We start from the raw sequence: 25,627 nt of genomic DNA on the forward strand, positions 1-25,627 counted from the left end.
CCGGGTGTTCCCGACGGCGGCCCTCCCTCATGTCGGGTACGCGGTCAGCTCGCCTGCAACGTCACGTCGTCGATCACGAAGCTGGTCTGCAGTGAGGCGTCCTCGGTGCCGGTGAACGTCAGCGTCACGGTCTGCCCGGCGTACGCGGCCACGTTGAGCGTGCGCTGGACGTAGCTGGTCGAGGCGTTCAGATTCGAGTACGTCGCCAGCGTTGTCGAACCCATCCGCACGGTCAGCTTGTCGTACGCCGTGGACGTGGTGGTCTCGGCGGTGTCGATGCGCGTCCAGAACGACAGCGTGTAGCTGGCGCACCCGGCCGGCACGGTCACCGACTGGGACAGGGTCTCGGTGCGGGTGCTGCCGTACCCGTTGAGCCACGCCTTGTACGACCCGGTGCGGGCCGGCTTGCTGCTGGAGTTGGTGATCACCCCGGAGGACGCCGTCCACACGGTGGCGCCGCTCTCGAAGCCGCCGTTGCCGATCACCTGGGCGGCCGCGCAGCCGCCGGTGCCGGTCACGGTGAGGGTGAGGGTGGCGGTCCGGGTGACCGAGCCGGTCCCGGTGACCGTCACTGTGAAGGTGCCCGTAGCGGCGCTTGACGAAGCGGTAAGTGTCATCGTCGACGAGCCGCCGGAGGTCACCGAGGACGGGCTGAACGACACGCTCACCCCGCTGGGCGCCCCGGAAGCGGAGAGGCTCACCGACTGCGCCGAGCCGGCGGTGGTGGCGGTGGAGACCGTAGCGGTGGTGCTGGCGCCCCGGGCCACGGTGCGCGTGGTGGGGCTGACCGCGACGGAGAAGTCGTTGGTCGGGGTGCCGCCACCCACCGCGAGCTGCCACAGCGCGTACGCGACGCCGTCCGCCGCCCGGTTCAGCACCGTGGCGCTGACGTTGGCTGTGGTGTCACAGGACCGGTGGTAGCAGGGGTCGTACGCCGAGTTGGCGGTGCCTCCCCACTTGGCCGCCTGGGCGCTGGTCTTGCGGGCGCTGGCGCCCGCGGCGTAGCCGGAGGTGGGGATGCCTGCCTGCTGGAAGTAGTAGTCGTCGGAGCGGCCCTGCCCCTCGACGTTCTCCTCCGGTTGCAGGCCCAACGAGTCCCAGTACGCCTTCAACGGCGCGGCGGTGGTCGAGCTGACCCGGTTGATGAAGTAGCCGCCGTTCGTCGAGCCGACCATGTCGAAGTTGTAGTAGCCCTTGATGTAGCCGCGCTGGGTGGCGCTCAGCGAGTTCACGTAGAAGCGGGAGCCGTTGAGCCCCTGCTCCTCGTCGGTCCACCAGGCGAACCGGACCTTCTTCGTCATAGTCGGGTTCTGCGCGGCCAGGACCAGCGCGTTCTCCAGCAGGGTGGCCGAGCCGGTGCCGTTGTCGTTGATGCCCGGGCCGGCCGAGACGCCGTCGAGGTGGGCGCCGAACATGACCACCTGGTCGGTCGGGCCGCCGGGCCACTCCGCGATCAGGTTGTTCGAGGGGTACGTGCAGCTGGAGCAGTACTGCTCGCTGACCGTGTAGCCGGCCGACTGGAGCCTGCTCTTGACGTAGCTGAGCGAGGCGGTGTACCCGGCCGAGCCGGCCCGCCGGTTGCCGCCGTTGCTGGTGGCGATGGAGTTGAACTGGGTCAGGTGGGCCTGGACGTTCGTGACGGAGATGTCAGGTGCGGCCAGGGCGGCGGCGGACGCGGCGATCGGCCGGGCCAGCGTCGTCGTGGTGGTGGGCGACGCGGTCGCCGGCTGGGCGGCCATCGTCACCGTCATGGCGAACACGGCGAGCGCGGTTCCCGCGCTCAGCGTTCTGCCTCTCATGAGGGCTCCTCGGGGGTTGGAGAGATAACCGCGACACTGACAGATATCGATGTAGCGGGCATCGGTCGTTCGTCCGGAACCACCACCGCTTCGACGGTAGGTGCCGGCGTCAGCACAGGTGAGTAGAGATGCCAGGATGGGTAGGTAACACCAGCAGGGGTCGACGGGCCCGGAACGGGGGGCTTGCGATGGGGCCGGGTCGAACGTGACACGACCCAGAACGGATCTCTTCACCGACGGCGGCGAGACCGGCCGACTCATGGCCGACCTCGACTGGGCCGGCACTCCGCTCGGACCGGTCAGCGGCTGGTCGCAGAGCCTGCGCGCCGGGGTCCGGGTGGTGCTCTCCTCCCGCTACCCGATGCTGCTGCTCTGGGGCGAGCGCTTCTCCCAGCTCTACAACGACGCGTACTCCGCGTTGATCGGCGACAAGCACCCCGCCGCGCTCGGCGGCGACGTACGCGTGACGCTTGCCGAGGGCTGGGACGTCCTCGCCCCGCTGATCGAGCAGGCCATGGCCACCGGGGTCGCCAGCTGGGTGCCCGCCCTGCGGTTGCTGCTGGATCGGGCCGGCTACCGCGAGGAGGCGTACTTCAGCGTCTCGCACGCCCCGGCCCGCGACGACGACGGCCGGACCGTCGGCGTGCTGACCGTGTGCAGCGAGGTCACCGAGCAGGTGGTTGGCGAACGGCGGCTGCGGCTGCTGCGCGACCTGTCCGTACGCGGCGACGGCCGGACCGTCGACGTGGACGCCACCTGCGCCCGCCTGATCTCCGCGATCGGCGGTCACCCGCTGGACGTGCCGTTCGCCGCGATCTACCTGCGCGACGGCGCGGTGCTGAGGCGTGCCGCCTGCGTCGGCGGCGAACCGGACAACCCCACGGTGCCGCACGGGCTCCCGGACGCCGTACACCTGGACGAGCCGGGCCGGACCGGCCACGCCTGGGGGCTGCCGGACGCCGCCGAGGGCCGTCCGACCGAGGTGACCGGGATCGCCGAACGACTGAAGCTGTCCGGCGGCGCGTGGGACGACCCGGTGCGCGCCGCGCTGGCGCTGCCGCTGCCCTCGGCCGACCAGGAGCAGCCGCTCGGCGTCCTGCTCGCCGGGGTCAGTCCCAGCCGCGGGCTGGACGAGTCGTACCGGTCCTTCTACCACCTGCTGGCCCAGCAGGTGTCCGTGGCCCTGCGGAACGCGCGGGAGTACGAGCAGGAACGTCGTCGGGCCGAGGCGCTGGCCGAGCTGGACCGGGTGAAGACCACCTTCTTCACGAACGTCAGCCACGAGTTCCGTACCCCGTTGACCCTCATGCTCGGTCCGCTCGGTGACGCCCTCACCGACGCCGCCGCGCCGCTCGCGCCGGCGCAGCGGGAACGGGTGGAGACCGCGTGGCGTAACGCCACCCGACTGTTGACCCTGGTCAACAGCCTGCTGACCTTCTCCAGCCTGGAGGCCGGGCGGGCCTCCAGCGAGGCCCGCGTGATCGACCTCGCGGCGCTCACCACCGAGCTGGCAGGGGTCTTCCGGGCGGCCGTCGAGCGGGCCGGCCTGGTGCTGGAGGTCGACTGCCCTCCGCTGCCCGGCCCCGTCACCGTCGACCCGGTCAACTGGGAACGGATCGTCACCAACCTGCTCTCCAACGCCCTGAAGTACACATTCATCGGGCGGATCCGGGTCGCGCTGGACGCCGACGACGAGGAGGTCCGGCTCACCGTCGCGGACACCGGCATCGGCATCGCCGAACAGGACCTGCCGAAGCTCTTCGAACGGTTCCACCGGGTCCAGGGCACCCGTTCACGCAGTCACGAGGGCACCGGGATCGGGCTGGCCCTGGTCCACGAGCTGGCCCGCCTGGAGGGCGGGCAGGTCCGGGTGACCAGCGAGGTCGGCGTCGGGACGAGCTTCACGGTGGCGCTGCCCCGGTCGACCTCACGTCGTGCGGTGACCGGCCCACCGGTGAACGGTCGGGGTGACGCGGCCCGCGCGGCGGTCGCCGAGGCGATGGGCTGGCTGACCGACCCGGCCGACGAGGTGCGGGAGACCGCCGCGGCGTCCGGTCCGGCCACCGACGAGCTGGCCGGCGCGGACATCCTGCTGGCCGACGACAACAGCGACATGCGGGCGTACCTGAGTCGGCTGCTCACCGCCCAGGGCTGGCGGGTACGGGCGGTCAACGACGGCCGGCAGGCCCTGGACGCGATCCACCGCGATCGACCGGACGTGGTCCTCACCGACGTGATGATGCCGGTGCTCGACGGCTTCGACCTGGTCCGCCAGCTGCGCGCCGACCCGGCGACCCGGACCCTGCCGGTGCTGGTGCTCTCCGCCCGCGCCGGAGAGGAGGCCAGCGTGGCGGGCCTGAGCCTCGGAGCCGACGACTACCTGGTGAAGCCGTTCGCCGCCGCCGAGCTGATCGCCCGGGTGCGGGCCGCCATCCGTCGGGCCCGGGCCGGCACGACCACCGGCCCGACCCCGGCCGGCGGTGTCACTCCGGCACCCGCCACCACCGGGCCCGGCGAGGTCGTCACCGGGCTGCCGGCGTCGACAGTCGAACCGCAGCCGGCCGCGCCCGACGGCCCCGACCTGTCCGGCACCGCCACCGGACCGGTCACCGGAGCACCGACGGATCCGGCCGGCGACGCGCTCGACGCCGGTTGGACGTACCCCTCGGCGCCCACCTCCGCCGCCGCGCTGCGCCGCGACGTACGGCTGGCGCTCGCCGATCTGGACGTCGGCCCGGACCTGCTGGAGGATCTGCTGCTCGCCGCGTCCGAGGCCATGAACAACGCCGTCGAGCACGCGCAGCGGCCCAGTCGCCCGGAGGTGCGGGTCCGGCTCCAGGTCGGCGGTGGCCTGATCCGGATCTCGGTCCGCGATTTCGGCACCTGGCGGGACCGCCGCCCGGCGATGGACCGGGGGCGCGGGGCGTTGCTGATGAACGCGTACGGCGACGTGCGGCTGGTCTCCACCGCCGAGGGGACGACTGTGACGATCGAGCGTCGGCTGGACGACCCGGCCTGAACGACAGACCCGTCAGAGGCGGCGGCCGTCGCCGTCGCGGGCGACGATGCCGTCCAGCCGCTGCCCCGGGGCCAGCTCGGCCGGCTCGAACCAGAAGATGACCACCTGCTTGTCGAGACTCCACCGGGCCAGTCGGGCGTCGACCTGCCGGCCACCGACGGTGCCGACGATCCGGTGGGCGGGGCCGACGAAGTAGCCGAAGGCGGGCACCGGCGCGGCGGACGACCGCTCGTCGTAGCCGATCTGGTGGAAGCCCGGACTGCGGTCGGCCCCCTCGACGTCGTTGACCAGGAAGTCAGTGGTCAGGGTGCCGTCCGGGGCGCGGCGCCCGGCGGCCAGCCCGATGGACACCCCGGGCTGGCCGAGCACCGACACCCTGACCATGTAGTACACCCGCTGGTGGGTGCCGTGCCAGACCCCACTGTCGACGGTCCGGCCCAACGGCTTCGGCGGTGGTGTCGACGGCGGCGGCGTGGGCTCCTGCGACCTCGGCGTCGGCGAGACGGCGGCCGGCGGCGGAGCGACGGCCACCGGCGGCGGACGGTCGACAGGCGGCGGCTCCCCCGGCCGCGGCCCGACCGCCACCATGACGACGACGGCGGCCAGGGCGGTCGCCAGCGTCGCCGCTCCGGCTCCGGCGACCCGTCGACGGGTCCGCAACCGTCGTCCCTCCCGCATGACGGCGGCCAGGTCGAGGGTGGCGGCGGGACGCTCGGTCGTGCGCATGGCGTCCCGGAGCCGGTCCAGCTCGGTCATCGCCGCACCTCCTGGGTGTCGACAGTCAACGGGCCGGCGGCGCGCAGCTTCTCCAGGGCCCGGGAGCTGGTGCTCTTGACCGTACCCACGGAGATGGCGAGTTCCCGGGCCACCTGCGCCTCCGGAAGGTCGAAGTAGTAGCGGAGCACGACGATGGCCCGCTCGCGAGGGCTCAGCGCGCCGAGGATGGCGGTCAGCCAGCGCCGCGTGACCACCTCGTCGGCCACGTCGTCGCGCCGCTGCTCCGGGACCTGCTCGGTCGGATACTCCCGCAGTGGGCGCCGCCACCCGTCCACCAGATGGTTCACCAGGATGCGGCGGGCGTAGCCGTAGGCGTCGTCGTCGCGGATCCGGGACCAGGACGCGTACGTGCGGACCAGAGCGGTCTGCGCGGCGTCCTCGGCCCGGTGATGGTCTCCGGTCATCAGGAACGCGGCGTGCACCAGCCGCGCGGTAGCCGCCTGCGCGAACTGGACGAACTCCGCGTCACCCCGCGCCACCGCGCGCCCTCCCCCGTGCCACACCGGTACCGACGGGCGGGGCCGCCGAAAAGTTGAGTCCGGATCCCCTCAACTTTTCGCCGCGATCACCCGTCTTCTCCCCCGCGCCGCCTCCGTGCGGCGCGCGAGGGGAGAGACATGTCGACGAAGGCTACCCGCCGTGGTCACGCCGCCTGCGCGGCGTTGCTGGTGGTGGCACTGCTCACCGGATGCGACAGGCCGGTCGCCGGTACGAACGAGCCGGCCCTGACCGGGCCTGCCACGACCGGCCCGGCGCTCGGCGGGCAGCCCGCGGCGGGACAGGTGCCGACCGGGCGGCCCGCTGCCGCCGCCGGGAGCGCCGGCGCCGCACCCCCACCCGTCGTGGTCAGTTACCCCGCCACCGGCGGCAACCGCTGGACGACGGCGGCGGCCGAGACGACTGCCGGCGCCGGCGGCGATGGCCACCCGCTGCGCTACCGGGTCCTGGTGGAGCGCGACATCAGGGGATTGCCGGCGGCCGAGGTCGCGGCGTCGGTGTCGGCGACGCTCAACGACCCGCGCGGGTGGACGGCCGGCGGGAGATGGCGGCTGCGCCGGGTGGGCGCGGGCACCCCTGCCGACTTCACCATCTACCTGGCGACCCCCGGCACCCGCGACACGCTCTGCCAGGATGTGCCGGACGGCTACACGTCGTGCCGCAACGGCGACCGGGTGGTGCTCAACGTGGCCCGCTGGGTCAAGGCCGTGCCTGGTTACGGCGCGGACCTGGCCACCTACCGGCAGTACATGGTCAACCACGAGGTCGGTCACCGGCTCGGGCTGGGACACGAACGGTGCCCGGGGCGCGGACGGGCGGCGCCGGTGATGCAGCAGCAGACGCTGGGCCTGCACGGCTGCACCGCCAACGCCTGGCCGTACCCGCACGGTTCGGACCGCTACACCGGGCCGGTGGGGGCGTACCGCGACGAGATCCCGCCGCCCGAGGGGGCCCGGCCGGCGCACTGAGCACCGCCGCTCAGGACCGGCGCCCGCGCTCCTGCTCGAGCCGCTCGTCGAGGCGACCCAGCTCGTAGATGGCGTTCAGGTTCGTCGGCAGCCGGCTGACATTGTCCGGCACCGGGCCGGGGTCCGGATCGAGATCGGGAGCGGGCGTGGGTGCGGGAGTGGGCGCGGGTGCCGATGTCGGACCGGCCGCCACGACCACCGGGCGGCGGCGCCACAGCAGCAGCAGCGCCAGGACCCCGAAGACGGCGGCGAGCACGAGATAGTACGCGGGAGGCCAGCCGCCCCGGGTGGGGGTGGTGAACGTCGGCGGGGCGGCCGGAGCGGGCGCGTCGCCGGTGCGCAGCGGCACCGACGCCTCCCGGGGCCCCGGGCCGTTCGCGGGACGCTCGGGCGGGCCGGGCGCCGCTGACGCCTGAGGCGTCGACCTGGCCGGTGGGGTGCTCGCCGGCACCGCCGGATCCGACCGGCCGGGCGCCGTCGACGTGCTCGGCGTGGGCGCCACGGTGGGAGCCGGCGTCGGGGACGTGCTCGGCGCCGAACCGCCGCCCAGCAGGTCGTCGACGATCTGCCCGACGCCCCCGAGAAGGTCGCCGATCGGCCCCGAGGTGGTCGACGGGGACGGCGCGGGCGCCAGGGCGAGGGTCAGCACGAGGGCGACGACAGCAGGCATGGTCCACCTCGGATGTGTCGATGTGCCAGGCACGCTACCGCACAGCGGGTCACCTGTGGGTGACACCCCGGCGTGGCGGTCGGGGACACTCGCCTCCCCGACCGCCGAGGATCCACAGTGGTCAAACGGGCAGGCCGCCGACCTGGGTCGAGATCCAGGATCTGATGGACGGCAGGTCCACGTAGATCGACGGGCCGGTGGCGCATGTGGAGTTGTTGTTGCCGGCCCGACTGGTGGCGCCGATGAGGTTCCAGACCCCGTTGACCCGGCGCACCTGCGGGCCTCCCGAGTCGCCGTAGCAGGCGCCGGAGTTGCCGTTGGTGTTGTTGGTGCAGATCTCGTACGGGCCGTTGATGCCCGAGCACCGGCTGTCGGCCACGATTGACGTGTCCAGCTCGTTGGCGACGGTCGGGGCCGATCCGCAGCCCCGGGGTGCGCAGGTCTGACCCCAGCCGATGATCCGGGTGGCGGTGCCGACCGCGCCTGAGGCGCTCGGGATCGGGGCCGGGGCGTACGCGACCGAGCTGGCCAGTTGCAGCAGCTTGACGTCGACGCTCGGGTGGTTGACCGCGCGGGTCACCCGGACCACCGTCCCGCCGCTGGTGCGGTTGACGCTGCCCACCCGCACCGACGACGGCGTGGAGCAGTGCTTGGCGGTGACCGCCCAGTTGGCCTTGATCAGCGTGCCGGTGCAGCCGGAGACGTACACCATGAACGGGTAGTTCTCGGTTGCCGGCCGACCGCCGACCACAAGCGGGCCGATGTCACCGGCCTCGCCGGTCCAGGTGTACGTCGTGCCAGCGGTGGGCGCGGCCAGGGTGCCGGCGAACAGCGAGTTCACCCGGGACGCCTCGGTCGAGTTCGGGGTGGCGTTGCGGCAGGAGACCGGGGCGCTGCTGCCGGACATCAGGTCGGTGCACAGGCCGGTGCGCCTGTCGGGCAGGCCGAGGATGTGGCCGATCTCGTGGGCGGCGATCCGGTTGCGGTCGTACCCCTGGTTGACGGCCGTGCGGCCCATCCAGATCCGGCCCGAGCCGAGGCCTGTCGGTTGCGCCCGGGGCCAGCCGTCGTCGACGTAGATGGTGATGCTGGCCGGGGTGCCGGCCAGGAGCCGGACGTTGCTGACCCGGCTGTTCCAGATCTGCGCCGCCTGGTCGAAGTTGGTGCGGAACTCGCCGGTGCGGCTCGCGTCGTAGTAGACGGTCCGCACGGCGGCGGCCGGCGCGCCGGTGGCGAGCTGCACACCTGCCGCCGCCAGGACTGCCACGAGCATGGCCAGCGCCGTACGTCTCAGTTGTCGTCGGAACATCACGCACTCCCCTGCGGTCGCCCGGCGGCCACCGGCCACCAGTCATCGATGTATGTGAATGCCAGGGCCCGGCCGGCCGATGTCCGGCATAGCGGAGGCGTCATACCGCCGAGAAGCGGCGGCGATCAGCGCCTCGACGGGTCGCCCACTGTCGACTCGAGGCCACTGTTACCCAGCGGTTACGCCGCGGCGAAGTGCCGGTGCCGGGAGGGGACGACCGTGGCGGCAGAGGGCCACCGGCAGTGTCGCCGCCACGTGGCCCCGACCCTGGAGGGGAGAACCACGATGAGGATCAGAGGCGCACTGACGGCGGTGGTGGTCGTCCTCGCCGGGTTGGCCGTCGGGGCGGGCAGCAGCGCCGCGGCGGGCACCACGACCGGGTCGGCGTACTGCGGCATCACCTGGGGCAGCGCGGAGAAGTCGGCAGGCACGCTCAGCGACGCCCCGCTCGTCCAGGTCCGCACCGGCCGGCACGACTGCTACGACCGGGTGGTGTTCGAGTTCGCCGGCCCGGTCGACGGTTACACGGTCGGCTACGGCGAGACGTGGACCGAGGGAGAGGGGCTGGCGCTGTCGCCGTACACCGCGGGGGGAGCGCTGCTGCGGGTCGCACTGCGCGCGCCGGCGTACGACGACGCCCGCCAGGGCACCGTGCCGTACGCGGTCGGTGAGCACGCCGCGAACCTGCTGCGCTACCCGACCCTGCGTGATGTCGTCTTCGGCGGCAGCTTCGAGGGCTACAGCACCTTCGCGGTGGGCGTACGCGCGCGGTTGCCGTTCCGCACGTTCGTCCTCGCCGGTCCGGGCGCGCACAGTCGCGTCGTCCTCGACGTGGCCCACCAGTGGTGATCAGTGCCGGACGTCGCGCGGCCCATCGGCGCTGGCACCGCACGTCGGCTGACGTGCGGTGCCAGCGGATCGGACGCCAGTAGGCCACGCAGGCGGGTCGTGCCAGGTGACCGGCGCCGACCCTCTCAGAGCGTGCGCTGGTACTCCTCCCAGGTCCGCTTCGGGCTCACCGCCGGCCCGTCATCGGCGGCCCGGCTGGCCAGGCCGTTACGACCGAGGTAGTAGTCGCCGGCCTGGTTCTGCGCACCTGTCGACTGGTCGGTGTCGGACAGCGCGATTGCGTGGATGTGGTAACCCCAGTCCCCCTGGTCCGGGGTCCGCAGCCACGCGGCGAAGCCCACCGTCCGCAGTCGCCGCAGCACATCCGTGCGCACGGCCGAGGAGAGGCCGCTGACCGAGAGGTCGAGCGCGCCGCCGCCGTCGTGCGTGCCGGCGGACGCGCCCACACCGCTGCTGTACGAGCCCTGCGTGATGCCGAGCTGACGGCCGAGCAGGCGTTCGGCCTCGAGCAGCATCGACCTGGTGCGCGTGTTGACCTGCACACCGCGCAGGGTCACCACGCTGCCGGGTGAGATCGCCCTGACCACCGTGTAACGCCCCTCGCCGAGCGACCGCAGCGACGACGGGCCGGGCAGGCCCGTCGCGTCGAGACCTGTGTAGCCGAGGGACCGCTGGTAGGCCGCGTACGCGGCGATCGTGCTGGTGCCGAAGTGCCCGTCGACGTACGTCGACGACAGCAGCCCTCTCGCCACCAGCGCGCGCTCCACGAGCAGGACACTGTCCTTCGCCCCCTCGGTCAGGGCGGTGTCCGGTCGACGCGGATCGATCTGCGCCGCCTTGATCAGCGCCTCCATGTCCAGCTGCGGCAACGCGGCCGAGGCCGAGCTGGCCAGCGGTACGGCGCCGACGACCGCCGCGCCGGCAGCGACGAGCAGGTTTCGTCTCGTGAGCACGCTTCCTCCGTAAGATATTGACCAATCTGCATGGCAGAGTGAAGCTAGTCTTCAATGCGGAGGCTGAGTTGTCACCCCGCCGGGGCGTACGAAATCCACGGGACCGCCTTCCACCGAGTTCACGCCCAGCCGGGTGCGGCGTGCCGCTCAACAGGCCGGCCGGGCTGTGGAGACCGACCGTTCCGCCAGGCTCCGCACCGTGGCGACGGGTCTACGCTCGGCTGGTGGAGGGCCGCGTACTGGTGGTCGAGGACGATGCCTCCATCCGGGAGGTCACCGCCCTCGGTCTGCGCCGCGCCGGCTTCCGGGTCGACACCGCCGTCGACGGGCGGCACGCCCTGGCGGCGTGGCGGGCCGGGCCTGTCGACGTGATCGTGCTCGACGTCATGCTGCCCGGCCTCGACGGTCTGGAGGTCTGCCGGGAGATCCGGCGTACCAGCCAGGTGCCGATCCTGATGCTCACCGCGCGCACCGACACGCTCGACGTGGTCGTGGGGCTGGAGTGCGGCGCCGACGACTACCTGCGCAAGCCGTTCGACCTGCCCGAGCTGGTGGCCCGGGTCCGTTCGGTGCTGCGCCGGGCGAGCACTCCGGTCACGTCGAGCACCATCGAGGTCGGCGGCCTCGAGATCGACCCGGAGGGCTTCGTGGTGCGCAGGCACGGCCGCGAGGTGGCGTTGGCGGCCACCGAGTTCCGCCTGCTGCTGGAGCTGGCCCGCCGACCCGGCCAGGTCTTCACCAGGGAACTGCTGCTGGACCTGGTCTGGAACCACGGCTTCCTGGGCGACTCCCGGCTTGTCGACGTGGCGGTGCAGCGGCTACGCGCCAAGGTCGAGGACGACCCGGCGCACCCGAGGCTGGTGCGGACCGTGCGCGGCGCCGGCTACAAGCTGTCCACTGGTTGACGGGAGGTCGGCGATGGCCGGACGCGCGGTGTCCCCGGGCCGCCTGCGGCGCCGGCTGACGGTCGCGTTCGTCCTGGTCGCCGGGGTCTCCGCCGGCCTGCTCGCCGGCGGCACCGGGCTCCTGCTGCGACAGTCCTGGTGGGACGCCTCACTGCACCAGGCCGCCGCCGACGCGCGCTACCAGCTCGTCCTGGCCGGACAGTTCCTGCCGCTGACCGAGCAGCGCAGCACCGACCTGCTCACCAGCTTCGAGAGCAGCGGGAGACACGTGGTGCTCGTCGACGGCTCGACCCGGCCGTCGCACCCCGCGTACGCCCCGACGTTGGGCGACGAACTGCGGGCGGCTGTCGCGGCGGGGAGGCTGGGCTACCAGCGTTCCGCGCCGGCGCACCGCCCCCGCCTGCTCGTGGTCGGTGGTCGCATCCCCGGCTCGACCGCCGAGTTGTACGTGCTCACCGACGAGGACGACGTCGCCGCCGACCTCGACCAGCTGCGGACCGCGCTGCTGGCCGGCTGGGTGCTTGTGGTGCTGCTCGCCGCCGGGGTGGGGCACGCGCTGGCCCGCCGGACCCTGGAGCCGGTGGGTCGGGCCAGCCGGGCCGCGCGGGCGCTCACCGAGGGTCTGCTCGCCACCCGACTCCCGGTACGCGGGCGCGACGAGTTCAGCGACTGGGCGGCGTCGTTCAACGAGATGGCCGAGGCACTGGAGTCGAAGATCGCCGCGCTGTCGGCGGCGCAGGCCCGGGAGCGGCGGTTCACCGCCGATGTCGCGCACGAGCTACGTACCCCGGTGACCGCTCTGGTGGCGGCGGCCTCGCTGCTGGGCGAGCACCTGGACCGGCTGCCCGACGACGCCCGGCCGGCGGCGCGGCTGCTGGTCGGCGACGTGGTCCGGCTGCGCCGCCTGGTCGAGGACCTGATGGAGATCTCCCGGCTGGACGCCGGGCAGGAGCGACCGAGTATCGAGCCGGTGGACGCGCCGGCGCTGCTGCGCGGCATCGTCGCGGCGCGGGGCTGGACGCAGCGGGTGCTGGTCTCCGGCGACCCGGCCACGGTGCGCACCGACGCGCGCCGGCTGGAGCGGGTGCTCGCCAACCTGGTCGCGAACGCGGTCGAGCACGGCGGCGGCGCGATCACCGCGACCGTGACCGGCGCGGGTCCGCTTGTCGTCTTCGAGGTCACCGACGAGGGGCCGGGCATCCCGGCGGAGCACCTGCCGCGCGTGTTCGACAGGTTCCACAAGGTCGAGCCGTCGCGCTCCGCGCCCGGCAGCGGCCTGGGCCTGGCGATCGCCCGGGAACACGCCACCCTGCTCGGTGGCGTGCTGAGCGTCAGCAGCGAACCGGGCGCCGGCACCCGGTTCCGGTTGGAACTGCCAGCCCACGTCGGCGACCCCGCGCACCGGCCCGACGGCGACCACACCGGTCACCCGGCCGGTACGGCTGCCGGTGGTGCGGGGTGAGCCGGCCCCGCGCGGCCCGGCTGGCCGCACCGGTGCTCGTCGCCGCGCTGCTCGCGGGAGGATGCGGCCCTGCGCGCTCCGGCGATCTCGGTCCGGCGCCCGTCGCGAAGCCGTCGAGCGCGCCACCGGTCCGGTCCCCGGACCCGGAGCCCGTCCCGTCGCGGGAGGCGGCACCGTCGGCCACCGGCGGCCCGGTGCGCCCGTCGGCGCCGGCCGGCGTCCGGCAGCCGGCCACCGTGACTGTCGAGCTGTGGTTCGTCCGGTCCGGGCGGCTCGTGCCGACCTGGCGGACCCGGCCGGCCACCGTGGCGACGTCCCGGCTGGCGCTCACCGAACTGGCCGCCGGGCCGACGCCGGCGGAGGCCGCCACCGGGCTGACCACCCTGCTCCCGACAGGAGTCGAGGTCACCCGGATCACCGACGGTGTGGCGGTGCTGCCGTCCGTCGCGTCCGCCGACGACCCGGCGGGGCGGCTGCGCGAGGCGCAGGTGGTGTGGACGCTCACCCAGTTCCCCACCGTGCGGCGGGTCCGCTTCGACGACGACCCCCCGGTGGGCCGGGCCGACTACCCAGGCGTGCTGCCGCCGATCGTGGTCACCGCGCCCGGCGTCGGCGCCCGGGTCGGCGCCCCGCTCACCGTCAGCGGGACCGCCGACGTGTTCGAGGCCACGGTCAGCGTCCGGGTGCTCGACGCCGCCGGACGCGAGGTGGCCACCGGCTTCGGCACCGCCAGCTGCGGCGGTGGCTGCCGGGGCACGTACCGCGTGGTGGTCGGCTGGCGCACGGCCCGGGAGCAGCGCGGGACCGTCGAGGTGTACGAGGTGTCCGCGCGCGACGGCTCCCGGATCAACACGGTGGCCGTGCCGGTGGTGCTCGCGCCCGGGGCCTGACCAGCGAGTTGATCTGCCCGATCGCAGAGCGAAACGTAATCGTTTCGTCCACCCGGTGCGACGCAGGTCATAAAAGCCTGCATGAACGCCGACCAGCGCACTAGGGTCAGTACGACATCGTTTCGCGGGGGGTCGGGGATGCTTGGCGGTCAGCAGGTGGGCGCGGGTGCCGGTGTGCCGGCGGCCCGGGGCGCACGGTGCTCCGACAGCGAGCTGTTCGCGGTGGTCATCGACCTGCTGCGCGAGGTCGGCTTCGACCGGATGACGATCGACGCCGTCGCCGCCCGCGCCCACGTCAGCAAGGCGACCATCTACCGGCGCTGGGACGGCAAGGCCGAGCTGGTCGCCGCCGCCCTGGGCGGTCGCCAGGTGGCCGTACACAACCCGCCCGACACCGGTTCGCTGCGCGGCGACCTGATCGAGCTGCTGCGCGCCACCGCCGCGATCTGCGTGGCCGACTGCGACCTGATGCAGGCGTTGACCTTCGCCATGCGGACCAGTCCCGAGCTGGAACGCCTGGTCCGTCACCAGGTGCTGCCCGCTGGCAGGGTGGCCACCACAGCCATCCTGCTCCGTGCCGCCGCCCGGGGAGAGATCCCTCTCGAGGCCGGTGAACGGGAGTTGTTCCACGACCTGGCGCCCGCGCTCACCATGTCCCGGATCCTCGCGCACGGCCTGCCCGCCGATGACGCGTTCCTCACCCAGGTCGTCGACCAGGTGCTGATCCCGGTGCTCCGCTACCACCCCGATCGCCCGTCCCGGGCCTGATCCATCGACATCCGTAACACGAGAGGCTTCACCATGCCCGGAACCACCTCGACCGCCCCCGGCGCGCCCAGCGCCGGGACGTCGACAGGGGCGCCGCACCCGCGGCGCTGGATCGCGCTGGCGGTCATCGCGATCTCGCAGCTGATGGTGGTCCTCGACGCCACCATCGTGAACATCGCGCTGCCGCAGGCCCAGGCCGACCTGGGCATCAGCGACGCCAACCGGCAGTGGGTGGTCACCGCCTACACGCTGGCCTTCGGCGGGCTGCTGCTGCTCGGCGGCCGGATCGCCGACTACTGGGGTCGCAAGCGCACCTTCCTGGTCGGCATGACCGGGTTCGCGCTGGCGTCCGCGCTTGGCGGCCTGGCCACCACCGGCGGGATGCTCTTCGCCGCCCGCGCGTTGCAGGGCGCCTTCGGCGCCCTGCTCGCCCCGGCGGCGCTCGCCCTGCTCACCGTCCTGTTCACCGAGGCCACCGAGCGGGCCAAGGCCTTCGCGGTGTACGGCGCCATCGCCGGCGGCGGGTCGGCGGTCGGCCTGCTGCTCGGCGGGGTGCTCACCGAGTACGCCGACTGGCGCTGGTGCCTGCTGGTCAACATCCCGGTGGCGGCCATCGCCATCGCCTTCGCGCTCCCGCTGGTGCCCGAGAGCAGGGCGCACGGCAACACCCGCTACGACGTGCCCGGCGCGATCGTGGTCACCGCCGGCCTGGTCTCCCTGGTCTACGGCTTCACCAAGGCCGCCGAGGACGGCTGGGACGCCACCGCGACGCTCGGTTTCATCGCCGCCGGCGTGCTGCTCCTGGCCGCCTTCGTGGTGATCGAGCTGCGCTCCAACCACCCGCTGCTGCCGCTGCGGATCATCCTGGACCGCAACCGGGGTGGCGCGTACCTCGCCTCGACGCTGATCGGCGCCGGCCTGTTCGGCGCGTTCCTCTTCCTGACCTTCTACTTCCAGGTCGTGTTGCAGTACAAGCCCCTCGAAGCCGGGCTGGCCTCGCTGCCGGTGACCGCCGGTGTGCTGATCGCGGCGGGTGGCGCCAGTCAGCTGATGCCCCGGGTGGGCGCCAAGCCGCTGATGGTCGGTGGTGCCGTGCTCGCCGCCGTGGCCATGCTGGCGCTGACCCGGATCGACGTGGACACGTCGTTCCTCACCCTGCTGCTGCCCGCCCAGGTCATCCTCGGCATGGGCCTGGGCTTCACGTTCGTGCCGCTGTCCAGCCTCGCCCTCGTCGGGGTGCCCGAGCACGATGCCGGCGCGGCAAGCGCGACGCTGAACGCCACCCAGCAGATCGGTGGCTCGTTGGGCACCGCGCTGCTGAACACCATGTACACGAGCGCGGTCGCCGCGTACCTGGTCGGTCGGGTGCCGAACCCGGTCAACCAGATCGAGGCGCTGGTGCACGGCTACCGGGTGGCGTTCGCCTGGGGCGCGGCCCTGATCGTGCTCGCCGGACTGGTCACGCTGGTCCTGGTCAAGGTACGCAAGGAAGACATCCCGACCGGTAACACAGTGCACATGGGCTGAGCCGAGTGCCGTCGCCGGCCGGACCGCCCCGCCGGGGGTGGACCGGCCGGCGTTCCCGTCCGGTAGCGTCCCGATCACCGTCGAACGTCCGTTTGAGGAGACCCATGTCCACACCTGCCGACCGCATCATCACCGCTCTGCGCACGGGCCACGAGGAGCTCGCCGCGCTCGTCCGGGACCTCAAGGAAGACGACCTGCTCCGACCGTCGGGAGCAAGCGAGTGGCAGGTGTCCCAGGTGCTCAGTCACCTGGGCAGCGGCGCGGAGATCACCCTGGCGTCGTTGGACGCCGCCCGCACCGGCGCGCCCGGCCCGGACGGTGACTTCAACAAGGGCGTCTGGGCACGCTGGGACGCCATGGCGCCGGCCGAGCACGCCGCCGGGTTCCTCGCCGCCAACCAGCGGCTCGTCGAGGCGTACGAGGCGTTGGACGCCGAGACCCGCGCGACGCTGCGGATCGACCTCGGGTTCCTGCCCGAACCCGTGGACCTGGCCACCGCGGCCCGGTTCCGACTCAGCGAGTTCGCCCTGCACCAGTGGGACGTCGAGGTGGCGTTCAACCCGTTCGCGGCGGTCACGCCGGAGGCGACGTCGCTGCTGCTCGACCAGATCGGCGGGATGCTGGCCTGGACCAGCCGGCCGCAGGAGCTGGCCGGCCGGGAGGCCACCCTGCTGCTGCGCCTGAGCGAGCCCGAGCGGACGTACGGGCTGCGGCTGGGCGAGACGGTCGCGCTTGTCGACGTGCCGGAGCAGCCCGACGGTGAGCTGAGCGCCCCGGCCGAGGCGTGGCTGCGGCTGGCCACCGGGCGGCTGGGCCCGCAGCACACCCCGGACGGGGTGCGGGTGACCGGGCCGGTGACCCTGGACGACCTGCGCCGCGTCTTCGCCGGGTTCTGACCGACAGCCGTGCGGGCCGGCCGACCCGGCCCGCACGGTTGCTCAGCCCTTCACGCAGACCACCTGCTTGAGGTGGGCGACCACCTCCACCAGGTCCTCCTGCTGGGCCATCACCTCGGTGATGTCCTTGTACGCGCCGGGGATCTCGTCGACCACCCCGGCATCCTTGCGGCACTCCACACCTGCGGTCTGCGCGGCCAGGTCGTCGGTGCTGAACGTCCGCTTGGCCTGGGCCCGCGACATCCGCCGGCCGGCCCCGTGCGAGGCCGAGCAGTACGCGTCCGGGTTACCCCGACCCCGCACGATGTACGACCCGGTGCCCATCGACCCGGGGATGATGCCCAGGTCGCCCCGGCCGGCCCGGATCGCGCCCTTGCGGGTGACCAGCACCTCCACCCCGTCGTAGCTCTCCTCCGAGACGTAGTTGTGGTGGCAGGAGATGGGCTCGTCGTAGCCGACCTGCGGGAAGTGCTCACGCACCACGCCGCAGAGCAGGGCCAGCATGACTGCCCGGTTGCGCCGCGCGTACTCCTGCGCCCACCACAGGTCCCGCCGGTAGGCGTCCATCTCCGGCGTGCCGGCGAGGAACACCGCCAGGTCCCGGTCCGGCAGGTCGGCGTTGTGCGGCAGGCCCCGGGCCACCCCGATGTGTCGCTCGGCCAGCTCCTTGCCGATGTTGCGGGACCCGGAGTGCAGCATCAGCCAGACCCGTCCCTCGTCGGCGCCGCCCTGCTCCAGGCAGACCTCGATGAAGTGGTTGCCCCCGCCGAGGGTGCCCATCTGCCGCCGCGCCCGCGTCTCCAGCTGCGCCACCCGCCGGTCCAGGCCGGCGAACCGGCCCCAGAAGTCGTCCCAGCCGCGCTGCTCCAGACCACGGATCCGCCGCGTGTCGACCGAGTCCGTGCGCTGGGCGAAACCGACAGGGATGGTCGCCTCGATCGCCGAGCGCAGCGCGGCCAGGTCGTCCGGCAGGTCGGCGGCGGTCAGCGAGGTGCGGACCGCAGACATTCCACAGCCGATGTCGACGCCCACCGCGGCCGGCGAGACGGCCTGCCGCATGGCGATGACCGAGCCGACCGTCGCGCCCTTGCCGAAGTGCACGTCGGGCATGACGGCGACGCCCTGCACCCAGGGCAGCGCGCCGATGTTGCGCAGCTGCTTGGCGGCCTGCGGCTCGATGGCGTACGGGTCGGTCCAGACCCGGACCGGCGCCCGGGTACCGGCGAGAGGGGTGAATCCCATCGTGGTCTCCTCGTGTCAGGCCGGCACCAATCGTTGATGCTGACCGGAAATGATCGCGCGTCGGGATGGAACCGGCGCGAAAGTTCGGCGGATACGAAAAGGGCCACCAACCCGCAGGGGGTGGGCGGCCACGCCTGACGCGTGTGGCGTCAGCGAGGTCGCTGCCCTTGGTACCGGTCCTGGTTGCGGTCCCGCACGGACCGGCTGAGACACCGGTACGACGCGGCGGACGACAAGACGGCGCCGGAACCCGGCGCCCGCCGGGTGGCGTCGACGGTTGTGCGTTGCCACATGGCGTGCTCCCCCCGCGTGTGCTCGGCCGGCCGTACTCCGCATGACGGTAGGTGGGGCAGGAGCTGTCCGCAAAGGATATTGCGTCAGCGCGCCTTGCCGTGGCCTGACCGCCTGACCGCCTGACCGCCTGACCGTGGTGCGGCCTCGGCGGCCTTTTCCGGTCGGGGTGATCACTCTGGTGGCCTGTCGAGCTGCCCCGAATATGGGGCAGCGTTCCCACCACCAGTCGGCGGCGTTCTCCGACTTCCACGGCAGCGGCGCCAACGCGGCGGCCGGGGCCAGCAGGAGGAAGCGCCGCCAACAACGGCCCGCGACAGCCCCGGCACCGCTCATGATCGCCCGTGGTCGCGGTGTCGACCGTGGGTTCTGCGGTGCCGACCGCACGCTCTCTTGCCTGCCCCGTTCGTGGGGCAGCTCTACAGGGCGCGGACCAGGGGGTGCGTCCCCGGCCGCCCGCCCAGCGGCGAGGCGGGCTCAGGTGTCGTAGCAGCCGTCCCAGGGCGGGTCGAAGCCCAGGTCGTCGGGGAGGAACTCGGCATGGTCCTCGCCGTCGTACTCGTGGGACCAGTCGACCAGCCCGAAGACGTGCCCGTCGACCTCGACCTGGAAGAGCCCGATGGCGATGTCGCCGTAGGCGCGGCCGGGCAGCGCGTCGAGCCATTCGAGCAGGCGGGCCTCCGCCCGGTCGATGGAGACCTGCTCGTCCTCACTGGTGCCGGCGAACCAGATGTCCGAGTCGGTGTGCACGCCGTCGGCGTCGAACCGGTGCAGCACGGCGTACCACCGCTTGTGGCGGTACCAGTCGTCTTCGGCTCCGGCACCGTCGGCGAGTGTCGCGGTGACGGAGCCGAAGAACTGGCCCTTGTCGTACTGCCCGATGTAGCGGGTGCGGTAGTCGGGCTCGTACGCGATCGGCACACGGTCGGGAATCGCCATGGCCGGCAGGCTACCGCGCAACTATGACAGGGCCACCAGCCGGAAGGACTGCGCCGCGGTGCCGTTGCAGGCGTACTGGATGAGCTGGACGCCGTCCGCCGTGGACGCCGCGGGCACGTCCAGGCACTTGCCGCTGTTGCGGTTGACCAGCCGGTAGTAGCCGCCGCCCTCGGATTCGGCCCGCCACTGCTGGTTGGTGCCGCCGCTGTACGACCAGAGCTGGATCGGCGCCGAGTCGGCGGTCGAGCGGTCGGTCACGTCGAGCACCTGGGCGCTGTTGGTGCGGTTGTTGACCCGCAGGTAGCCGCCGCTGGGCGACGCGAACTGGTACTGCTGGGCGGCGCTGCCGTTGCAGGCGTACTGCTGGATGGCGGTGCCGTTCGCGCTGCCGGCGGCCCGCGCGTCCACGCACTTTCCGCTGCCCCGGTTGACCACCGTGTGCCAGGCGGTCGGCGAGATGGGCCCGTCGCCCGGCGGGGGCGTGGTCGGGGGCACGGTGCTGGCGCCGGCGAGCCAGTGCAGCCCGTCGATCAGCAGCCGGTTCTGCTGCTCACTGTCGAACGTGGACGACAGCCCGGTGTTGGTGCTGTAGTTCATCGCGTTGTGGCCGAAGTTGGCGTACAGCATCTTGTACTGCCTGTTGCTCCAGACCAGCGGGTAGTAGCCGCCGTACCAGGACTGGTTGGGGTCGGTGCCGACCGGAAAGCTGGACGGGTCGACCGAGGCGAGGATGTCGATGTTCGGGTTCTGCCGCAGGTCGTTGCTCCAGGAGTACCACTCGCTGATCGACGATCCGAACGTCGCCGGGAGGTTCCGGGTGGCGGCGTGGGTGCGGTTGTCGGCGCGCATGGTGACCCGGGTCGGCCCCCAGGTGTTCGTCTGGAACGAGCCGGAGCCGAGGAAGGTGTTGTAGTACCAGCTCCAGCTCGACGGGTTGTCGGTCCACGCGCTGACGTGGAAGCCCATCCACGCCCCGCCGTTGCGCATGTACTGCTCGAACGCGGGGCGCTGCGCGGCGGGCGGTGCGTCGTCGAGGAACATGACGACCTTGTACTGGGCCAGGTTGGCGGCGTTCAGCAGGCTCCAGTTGGTGGTCGACTCCCAGGAGAAGCCGTACTGGGCGGCGGCCTGCGGGAACCAGGCCCGGGCGTCCCTGTCGAAGTCGATGTGCGCGGCGTCCCAGGTGCCGTTGTAGAAGGCCAGGACCTTGAACGTCGGCGCGGCCTGCGCGCCGCGTGTCGCGGTGACCGCGACGCCGGCGGTCAGCGCGACGACGAGGGCGACGAACACCGCGAGGATCCGTCTGGTACGGGCCGGAAGTTCTGCGATCACCTGATCGTCCCTTCGCTCGGGACGCGCGCCGCCGCGTCGACGTGAACATCTGTTCACATTGTTTACAGATTGACGAAAGGTTATTCCTCTGACGTGAGCGCGTCAATCGCGGACCGACCGATTCAGGTGGGATTCCTACGTCAACGGGTACGCCGGCCGGATGACCAGCCCCGACGCCGTCGACGTCGACCAGCCGCTCGCCGTCGACGCGCCCGCCGCGCCGCACGACGCCAGCGGCGAGTGGGTGCCGACCCGCGACCTGGCCGGGCTCGCGCCCCCGGCCCGGCCGGCGCGCCGCTGGACCCCGCGCCGGGTGGTGGCCACACCTGCCGCGCTGGAGCACCCCCACGGCCGGCGGATCGTCGCCCGCGTGCAGGCACAGGGCATCGAGGTGGAACACCTGCGGTCCAACCGGCTCACCGGGGTACGCGGGCAGACCGACCGCGAGACGTACGCCCGGGCCAAGGCGACCATGGCGATCGTGGTGAGCCCTCCGTCACGGCGCGCCCTGCAACCCATCGCACCGAGCGCCGACTGGCGGGTCGACCTGGCCGAGGGCTGCCCGGCGCACTGCCAGTACTGCTACCTCGCCGGGTCGCTGTCCGGCCCGCCGGTGACCCGGGTGTACGCGGACCTCGACGACATCCTCGCCGGACTCGCCGCGTACGCCGGGCGGGGCACGGTGACCAGCCGCAACGCGCGGCGCGCCGACGAGGGCACCACCTTCGAGGCGTCCTGCTACACCGATCCGCTCGCCCTGGAGCACCTGACCGGCAGTTGGCGGCGGGCGGTGCGGCACTTTGCCGACTGGGACGCGCCCGTGCAACTGCGCTGGACCACCAAGTACGCCGACGTGGACAGCTTCGTCGGGCTGCCGCACGCCGGCCGGACCCGGGTCCGGTTCAGCGTCAACTGCGCCCCCGTCGGGGAACGGTTCGAGGGCGGCACCGCCCGCGTGCCGGAGCGCCTTGCCGCGCTGCGCCGGCTCGCGCTCGACGGCTACCCGGTCGGGCTGACCATCGCGCCGATCATCGCGCTGCCCGACTGGCGGGAGCGGTACGGCGAACTGCTCGACCAGGTCCGCGCGGCGGTCGACGGGGTGCCCGGGCTGGACCTGACCGCCGAGCTGATCACCCACCGGTTCACCCCGGGCAGCAAGGAGGTGCTGCTCGGCTGGTACCCGCGCACCCGGTTGGAGATGGACGAGGAGTCCCGCAGCCGCAAGCGGGGCAAGTTCGGCGCGGTGAAGTACGTCTACCCCCGCGACACGATGGCGGAGCTGCGCGGCTGGTTCACCGACGAGTTGGCCGCGCGCGTCCCGGCCTGCCGGATCCTCTACTGGACCTGACCGTCGGGCGTCAGCCGACCGACGAGCGGGCGACCGGCGCGGCGAAGAACGTGTCCGGGTACGGCTCGTCACGCAGGCGGTAGTGCCACCACTCGCGGTCGTAGTTCACGAACCCGGCGTCGGTCATCAGCCGCCGCAGCAACAGGCGGTTCTCCCGGGGCGTGCCGGTGATGCGGGAGTCGACGGTGTGCGCCCGGGGGTCGAAGCAGTCGAACCCCGTACCCATGTCGATGCTGTTGTCCTCGAAGCGCTGACCGCGCGGCGCGGTGCAGGCGACAAGCGGCTGCCCCGGCCGGTACGGGGGTTGGCTGGCGGCAGGCTCGTCGACAAGGGTCAGGTCGATGGTGCTGCCCCGGCTGTGGGCCGTCGGCGCTCCGACGTAGCCGTCGGCGAAGAGCCTGTCCTTGGCCACGTCCGGGTAGAACTCGGCCTTGGTCTGCTGCTCGCCGGGCCGCTTCGACCAGGCGACGAAGTCGTCCACGGCCGGCTGCGGACGGTAGCAGTCGTACACCTTGAGGCTGTGTCCGCCGGCCAGGGCGGCGTCCTGCGCGCGGCGCAACGCCTCGGCCGCCTGCCGCGTGAGCAGGCACAGCGGCTCGGTGTAGCCGGCGATCGGCCGGCCGACGAAGTTGTGTGAGGTGGCGTACCTGATGTCGGTCCGGATGCGCGGATCGACGTCGGTCAGGACCACGAACCCGGGGAGCCGCTCGGCGGGCGTGGGAGTGGGGCTCGGACTCACCACCGGGGTCGGCGGCGGCACCGCCGGCGCGGGGCGGGGCTCGGGCCGCGAGCAGCCGCCGAGCAGCGCGGCGAGCGCGAGCAGGACGCCGATGCGATGACGCACCAGTCCTGTCTATCAGCCCTGGTCAGGCTCCGCGCCTGATCAGCCGTCGAGTAGGTGCTCCCGCAGGAAGCGCAGCGCCGCCTCGTCGTCGTCGATGCCGCCACCCTCGTGACCGTTGTACCGCCACACCGACAGTTCGGTGGGCCCGGCGTGGGCGTTGACGGCCGCGTACACCGTCGACGGCGGCACGATGTCGTCCATCAACGCCACCGAGAACCGCGTCGGCCGGCGGCAGCGGCGCGCGAAGTTGACCCCGTCGACGTACGAAAGGGTGGTCAGCACCCGTTCCTCGGCGTCGCGGTGGATGGCCAGGTAGTCGCGGATCTCCCGGTACGGGCGGGCGTCGGTGACCACCACGGCACGCGGGATGTCGCAGAGGAACGGTACGAACGCGACAACAGCCCGCAGGCCGGGGGCCAGCGCACCGGCCGCCAGGGCCAGGCCTCCGCCCTGGCTGTGCCCGAGCACCGCCACCCGGGTCGGGTCGACCATCGGCAGGGTCCGGACGGCGTCCACCGCCCGCACGGCGTCGGTGATCAGCCGGCGGTAGTAGTAGGTGCGCGGGTCGGTGATGCCCCGGGTGGTCACCCCGGGCGCCTCCGGGCCGGCGGTGCCCGGGTCCGGGGTGTCGCCGCGGCTCCAGCCCGATCCCTGCCCCCGGGTGTCCATCTGCAGGTGCGCGTACCCGGCCGCCGCCCAGAGCAGGTTCTCCATCGGGTGCCCGCGTCCGCCGCCGTAGCCGGCGTACTGCACGACTGTCGGCAGCGCGGTCCCGGCCGCGCGCGGCACCCGCAGCCAGGCCCGGACCGGCTGGCCGGCGAAGCCCGCGAAGGTCACGTCGAGGACGTCGATGCCGGCCAGCCCGGTCTCCACCGGCTCGACCCGAACGGGCCAGCCGGCGTCGCGTGCCTCGGTGAGCGTCGCGGCCCAGAACTGGTCGAAGTCCCCCGGGTCCCGGACCGCGCTGCGGTAACCGCGCAACTGATCCTCGGGAAGGTCCGTGTACACGTGACGTCCTCTCGACGCTGCGTCGAACAGCCGCCCGGCGGCCCGGGGGAGCGAAAGGTGCCGAAAGACGTCCGGAAACCTTCCGCAACTCCGGGAACGCTAGAACCGACCTGGCATGTCGTCAACCCCCGTCGGTGAGGCAAGATGGCGCGAGGAACGGTGCACGCCGTTCCGGCACACACGGCGGCGACGGCTCTGCGGTCGCCTCCGGAGGCGGTGAAGGAGACGCGGGTGGGCGCGGACGACGGACGCAGGGTGACCATCACCGCGATCGCACGGGAGGCGGGCGTGTCGGTGCCGACCGTCTCGCGGGTGCTCAACGGACGCTCCGATGTGGCCCCCGACACCCGGGAACGGGTCGAGGAGCTGCTGCGCCACCACGGCTACCGGCGGCGCAGCAGCCGCAGCGTCCGCCGCGCCGGCCTCGTCGACCTGGTCTTCAACGACCTGGACAGCCCCTGGGCCGTGGAAATCATCAGGGGTGTGGAGGACGTCGGGCACGGCGCCGGCGTCGGCACCGTCGTCTCCGCGATCCACAGGCAGCCGACCGCCGCCCGGCAGTGGTTGCAGAACCTGCGCACCCGGGCCACCGACGGCGTCATCTTCGTGACCTCGCACCTGAGCCCACCGCTGCACGCGCAGCTGCGCCGCCTCAACGTGCCGGTGGTGGTCGTCGACCCGGCCGGCGTACCCGCCATGGACGTGCCGACGATCGGCGCCACGAACTGGTCCGGCGGGCTCGCCGCGACCGAGCACCTGCTGTCGATCGGGCACCGGCGCATCGGGTTCGTGGCCGGGCCGACGCACCTGTTGTGCAGCCGGGCCCGCCTCGACGGGTACCGGGCCGGGCTGGAGGCGGCGGGCATCCCGATCGACGACAAGCTGATCTACCCGGGTGACTTCTACCACGCCTCCGGGTTTTCCGGCGGAACGGCGCTGCTGGACCTCGCCGACCCACCGACAGGCATCTTCGCGGCGAGCGACCAGATGGCCTTCGGCGTCTACGAGGCCATCCGGCGACGCGGGCTGCGCGTCCCCGACGACGTCAGCGTGGTCGGCTTCGACGACCTGCCGGAGGCGCGGTGGGCGTCCCCGCCGCTGACCACCGTGCGCCAACCGCTTGTCGAGATGGGCCGGCTGGCGGCACGGACGGTGCTGCGGCTGTCCCAGGGCGAGGGCATCGACTCGCCCCGGGTCGAGCTGGCCACCGAACTGGTCGTACGGGACAGCACCGCCGCGCCGCCGACCGGGTCGCCCGCCTCGGCGTGACGGCTGGAACCACCTCGGACGCTGGTCACGCCGTTACCGATCGGCTGCCGAAAATTCCGCCGGC

General features: G+C 72.8%; 22 protein-coding genes. 11 read left to right on the forward strand and 11 right to left on the reverse strand.

The annotated features are described in order from the left end of the window. Positions 1–44 precede the first annotated feature (44 nt). Complete coding sequence (locus ACZ6N8_RS28950) at positions 45–1,799, reverse strand: M28 family metallopeptidase (protein ID WP_466013933.1); 1,755 nt, start codon at positions 1,797–1,799, stop codon at positions 45–47. A 205-nt stretch (positions 1,800–2,004) separates the two neighbouring features. On the opposite strand from ACZ6N8_RS28950, the gene ACZ6N8_RS28955 reads away from it, so the two are divergent. Then, positions 2,005–4,818, forward strand: coding sequence for an ATP-binding protein (locus tag ACZ6N8_RS28955; protein WP_466013935.1), 2,814 nt, complete (start codon positions 2,005–2,007; stop codon positions 4,816–4,818). 12 nt (positions 4,819–4,830) lie between these two features. Here the strand turns inward: ACZ6N8_RS28955 and ACZ6N8_RS28960 are convergent, their stop codons facing one another. Next, positions 4,831–5,574: a hypothetical protein gene (locus ACZ6N8_RS28960; RefSeq protein ID WP_466013937.1), complete on the reverse strand. Its 744-nt coding sequence runs from the start codon at positions 5,572–5,574 to the stop codon at positions 4,831–4,833. Further along, positions 5,571–6,074 carry a SigE family RNA polymerase sigma factor gene (locus tag ACZ6N8_RS28965; protein ID WP_466013939.1) on the reverse strand — a complete coding sequence of 168 codons (504 nt, stop codon included), beginning with the start codon at positions 6,072–6,074 and terminating at the stop codon, positions 5,571–5,573. Before ACZ6N8_RS28965 ends, ACZ6N8_RS28960 begins: the two co-directional genes overlap by 4 nt. Before the next feature lie 138 nt (positions 6,075–6,212). Between ACZ6N8_RS28965 and ACZ6N8_RS28970 the strand changes: the two genes are divergently transcribed. Then, complete coding sequence (locus ACZ6N8_RS28970; protein WP_466013941.1) at positions 6,213–7,061, forward strand: DUF3152 domain-containing protein; 849 nt, start codon at positions 6,213–6,215, stop codon at positions 7,059–7,061. Between the two features lie 10 nt (positions 7,062–7,071). On the opposite strand, the gene ACZ6N8_RS28975 is transcribed toward ACZ6N8_RS28970, so the two are convergent. Then, positions 7,072–7,731 (reverse strand): hypothetical protein, encoded by a 660-nt coding sequence (locus ACZ6N8_RS28975; protein WP_466013943.1) that lies wholly within the window; start codon positions 7,729–7,731, stop codon positions 7,072–7,074. A gap of 121 nt (positions 7,732–7,852) precedes the next feature. Beyond that, positions 7,853–9,040, reverse strand: a complete 1,188-nt coding sequence (locus tag ACZ6N8_RS28980; protein WP_466013944.1) for a snapalysin family zinc-dependent metalloprotease — start codon at positions 9,038–9,040, stop codon at positions 7,853–7,855. Between the two features lie 285 nt (positions 9,041–9,325). On the opposite strand from ACZ6N8_RS28980, the gene ACZ6N8_RS28985 reads away from it, so the two are divergent. Continuing rightward, positions 9,326–9,889: an AMIN-like domain-containing (lipo)protein gene (locus ACZ6N8_RS28985; RefSeq protein ID WP_466013945.1), complete on the forward strand. Its 564-nt coding sequence runs from the start codon at positions 9,326–9,328 to the stop codon at positions 9,887–9,889. Positions 9,890–10,014: 125 nt separating this feature from the next. Here ACZ6N8_RS28985 and ACZ6N8_RS28990 read toward each other — a convergent pair whose 3' ends face one another. After that, complete coding sequence (locus tag ACZ6N8_RS28990; protein WP_466013947.1) at positions 10,015–10,842, reverse strand: peptidoglycan-binding domain-containing protein; 828 nt, start codon at positions 10,840–10,842, stop codon at positions 10,015–10,017. A 224-nt stretch (positions 10,843–11,066) separates the two neighbouring features. Between ACZ6N8_RS28990 and ACZ6N8_RS28995 the strand changes: the two genes are divergently transcribed. From ACZ6N8_RS28995 to ACZ6N8_RS29020, 6 genes are all read left to right on the forward strand, one after another. Further along, positions 11,067–11,747 carry a response regulator gene (locus ACZ6N8_RS28995; protein WP_466013949.1) on the forward strand — a complete coding sequence of 227 codons (681 nt, stop codon included), beginning with the start codon at positions 11,067–11,069 and terminating at the stop codon, positions 11,745–11,747. A 13-nt stretch (positions 11,748–11,760) separates the two neighbouring features. Then, on the forward strand, positions 11,761–13,209 hold the full coding sequence (locus tag ACZ6N8_RS29000) for an ATP-binding protein (RefSeq protein ID WP_466013951.1): 1,449 nt from the start codon (positions 11,761–11,763) through the stop codon (positions 13,207–13,209). Continuing rightward, entirely contained in the window at positions 13,206–14,099 is an 894-nt protein-coding gene (locus tag ACZ6N8_RS29005) for a Gmad2 immunoglobulin-like domain-containing protein (protein WP_466013953.1), read from the forward strand. The genes ACZ6N8_RS29000 and ACZ6N8_RS29005 overlap by 4 nt, the downstream gene beginning before the upstream one ends. A gap of 138 nt (positions 14,100–14,237) precedes the next feature. Beyond that, the gene (locus ACZ6N8_RS29010; protein ID WP_466013955.1) at positions 14,238–14,867 is read left to right on the forward strand and encodes a TetR/AcrR family transcriptional regulator; all 630 of its coding nucleotides are present in this window, start codon (positions 14,238–14,240) and stop codon (positions 14,865–14,867) included. Between the two features lie 33 nt (positions 14,868–14,900). Then, positions 14,901–16,394 (forward strand): MFS transporter, encoded by a 1,494-nt coding sequence (locus ACZ6N8_RS29015; RefSeq protein ID WP_357991072.1) that lies wholly within the window; start codon positions 14,901–14,903, stop codon positions 16,392–16,394. Between the two features lie 104 nt (positions 16,395–16,498). Then, the gene (locus tag ACZ6N8_RS29020) at positions 16,499–17,290 is read left to right on the forward strand and encodes a maleylpyruvate isomerase family mycothiol-dependent enzyme (protein WP_466013958.1); all 792 of its coding nucleotides are present in this window, start codon (positions 16,499–16,501) and stop codon (positions 17,288–17,290) included. A 42-nt stretch (positions 17,291–17,332) separates the two neighbouring features. Here ACZ6N8_RS29020 and ACZ6N8_RS29025 read toward each other — a convergent pair whose 3' ends face one another. The 3 genes from ACZ6N8_RS29025 to ACZ6N8_RS29035 form a co-directional block, all read right to left on the reverse strand. Continuing rightward, the gene (locus tag ACZ6N8_RS29025) at positions 17,333–18,532 is read right to left on the reverse strand and encodes an RtcB family protein (RefSeq protein WP_466013960.1); all 1,200 of its coding nucleotides are present in this window, start codon (positions 18,530–18,532) and stop codon (positions 17,333–17,335) included. A gap of 768 nt (positions 18,533–19,300) precedes the next feature. Then, complete coding sequence (locus ACZ6N8_RS29030) at positions 19,301–19,762, reverse strand: hypothetical protein (protein ID WP_466013962.1); 462 nt, start codon at positions 19,760–19,762, stop codon at positions 19,301–19,303. A 21-nt stretch (positions 19,763–19,783) separates the two neighbouring features. After that, on the reverse strand, positions 19,784–21,094 hold the full coding sequence (locus ACZ6N8_RS29035) for an RICIN domain-containing protein (protein ID WP_466013964.1): 1,311 nt from the start codon (positions 21,092–21,094) through the stop codon (positions 19,784–19,786). Between the two features lie 160 nt (positions 21,095–21,254). On the opposite strand from ACZ6N8_RS29035, the gene ACZ6N8_RS29040 reads away from it, so the two are divergent. Next, on the forward strand, positions 21,255–22,442 hold the full coding sequence (locus ACZ6N8_RS29040; RefSeq protein WP_466013966.1) for a spore photoproduct lyase family protein: 1,188 nt from the start codon (positions 21,255–21,257) through the stop codon (positions 22,440–22,442). A gap of 10 nt (positions 22,443–22,452) precedes the next feature. Here ACZ6N8_RS29040 and ACZ6N8_RS29045 read toward each other — a convergent pair whose 3' ends face one another. Together ACZ6N8_RS29045 and ACZ6N8_RS29050 are read right to left on the reverse strand one after the other, a co-directional pair. Beyond that, positions 22,453–23,286 carry a M15 family metallopeptidase gene (locus ACZ6N8_RS29045; RefSeq protein ID WP_466013968.1) on the reverse strand — a complete coding sequence of 278 codons (834 nt, stop codon included), beginning with the start codon at positions 23,284–23,286 and terminating at the stop codon, positions 22,453–22,455. 39 nt (positions 23,287–23,325) lie between these two features. Further along, positions 23,326–24,294: an acetylxylan esterase gene (locus ACZ6N8_RS29050; protein WP_466013970.1), complete on the reverse strand. Its 969-nt coding sequence runs from the start codon at positions 24,292–24,294 to the stop codon at positions 23,326–23,328. Between the two features lie 231 nt (positions 24,295–24,525). On the opposite strand from ACZ6N8_RS29050, the gene ACZ6N8_RS29055 reads away from it, so the two are divergent. Further along, a complete protein-coding gene (locus ACZ6N8_RS29055) occupies positions 24,526–25,563 on the forward strand; it encodes a LacI family DNA-binding transcriptional regulator (protein WP_364376901.1) in 1,038 nt (345 codons plus the stop codon). The last annotated feature ends 64 nt before the right edge of the window (positions 25,564–25,627 follow it).

The organism is Micromonospora sp. NPDC047521 (assembly GCF_055587305.1).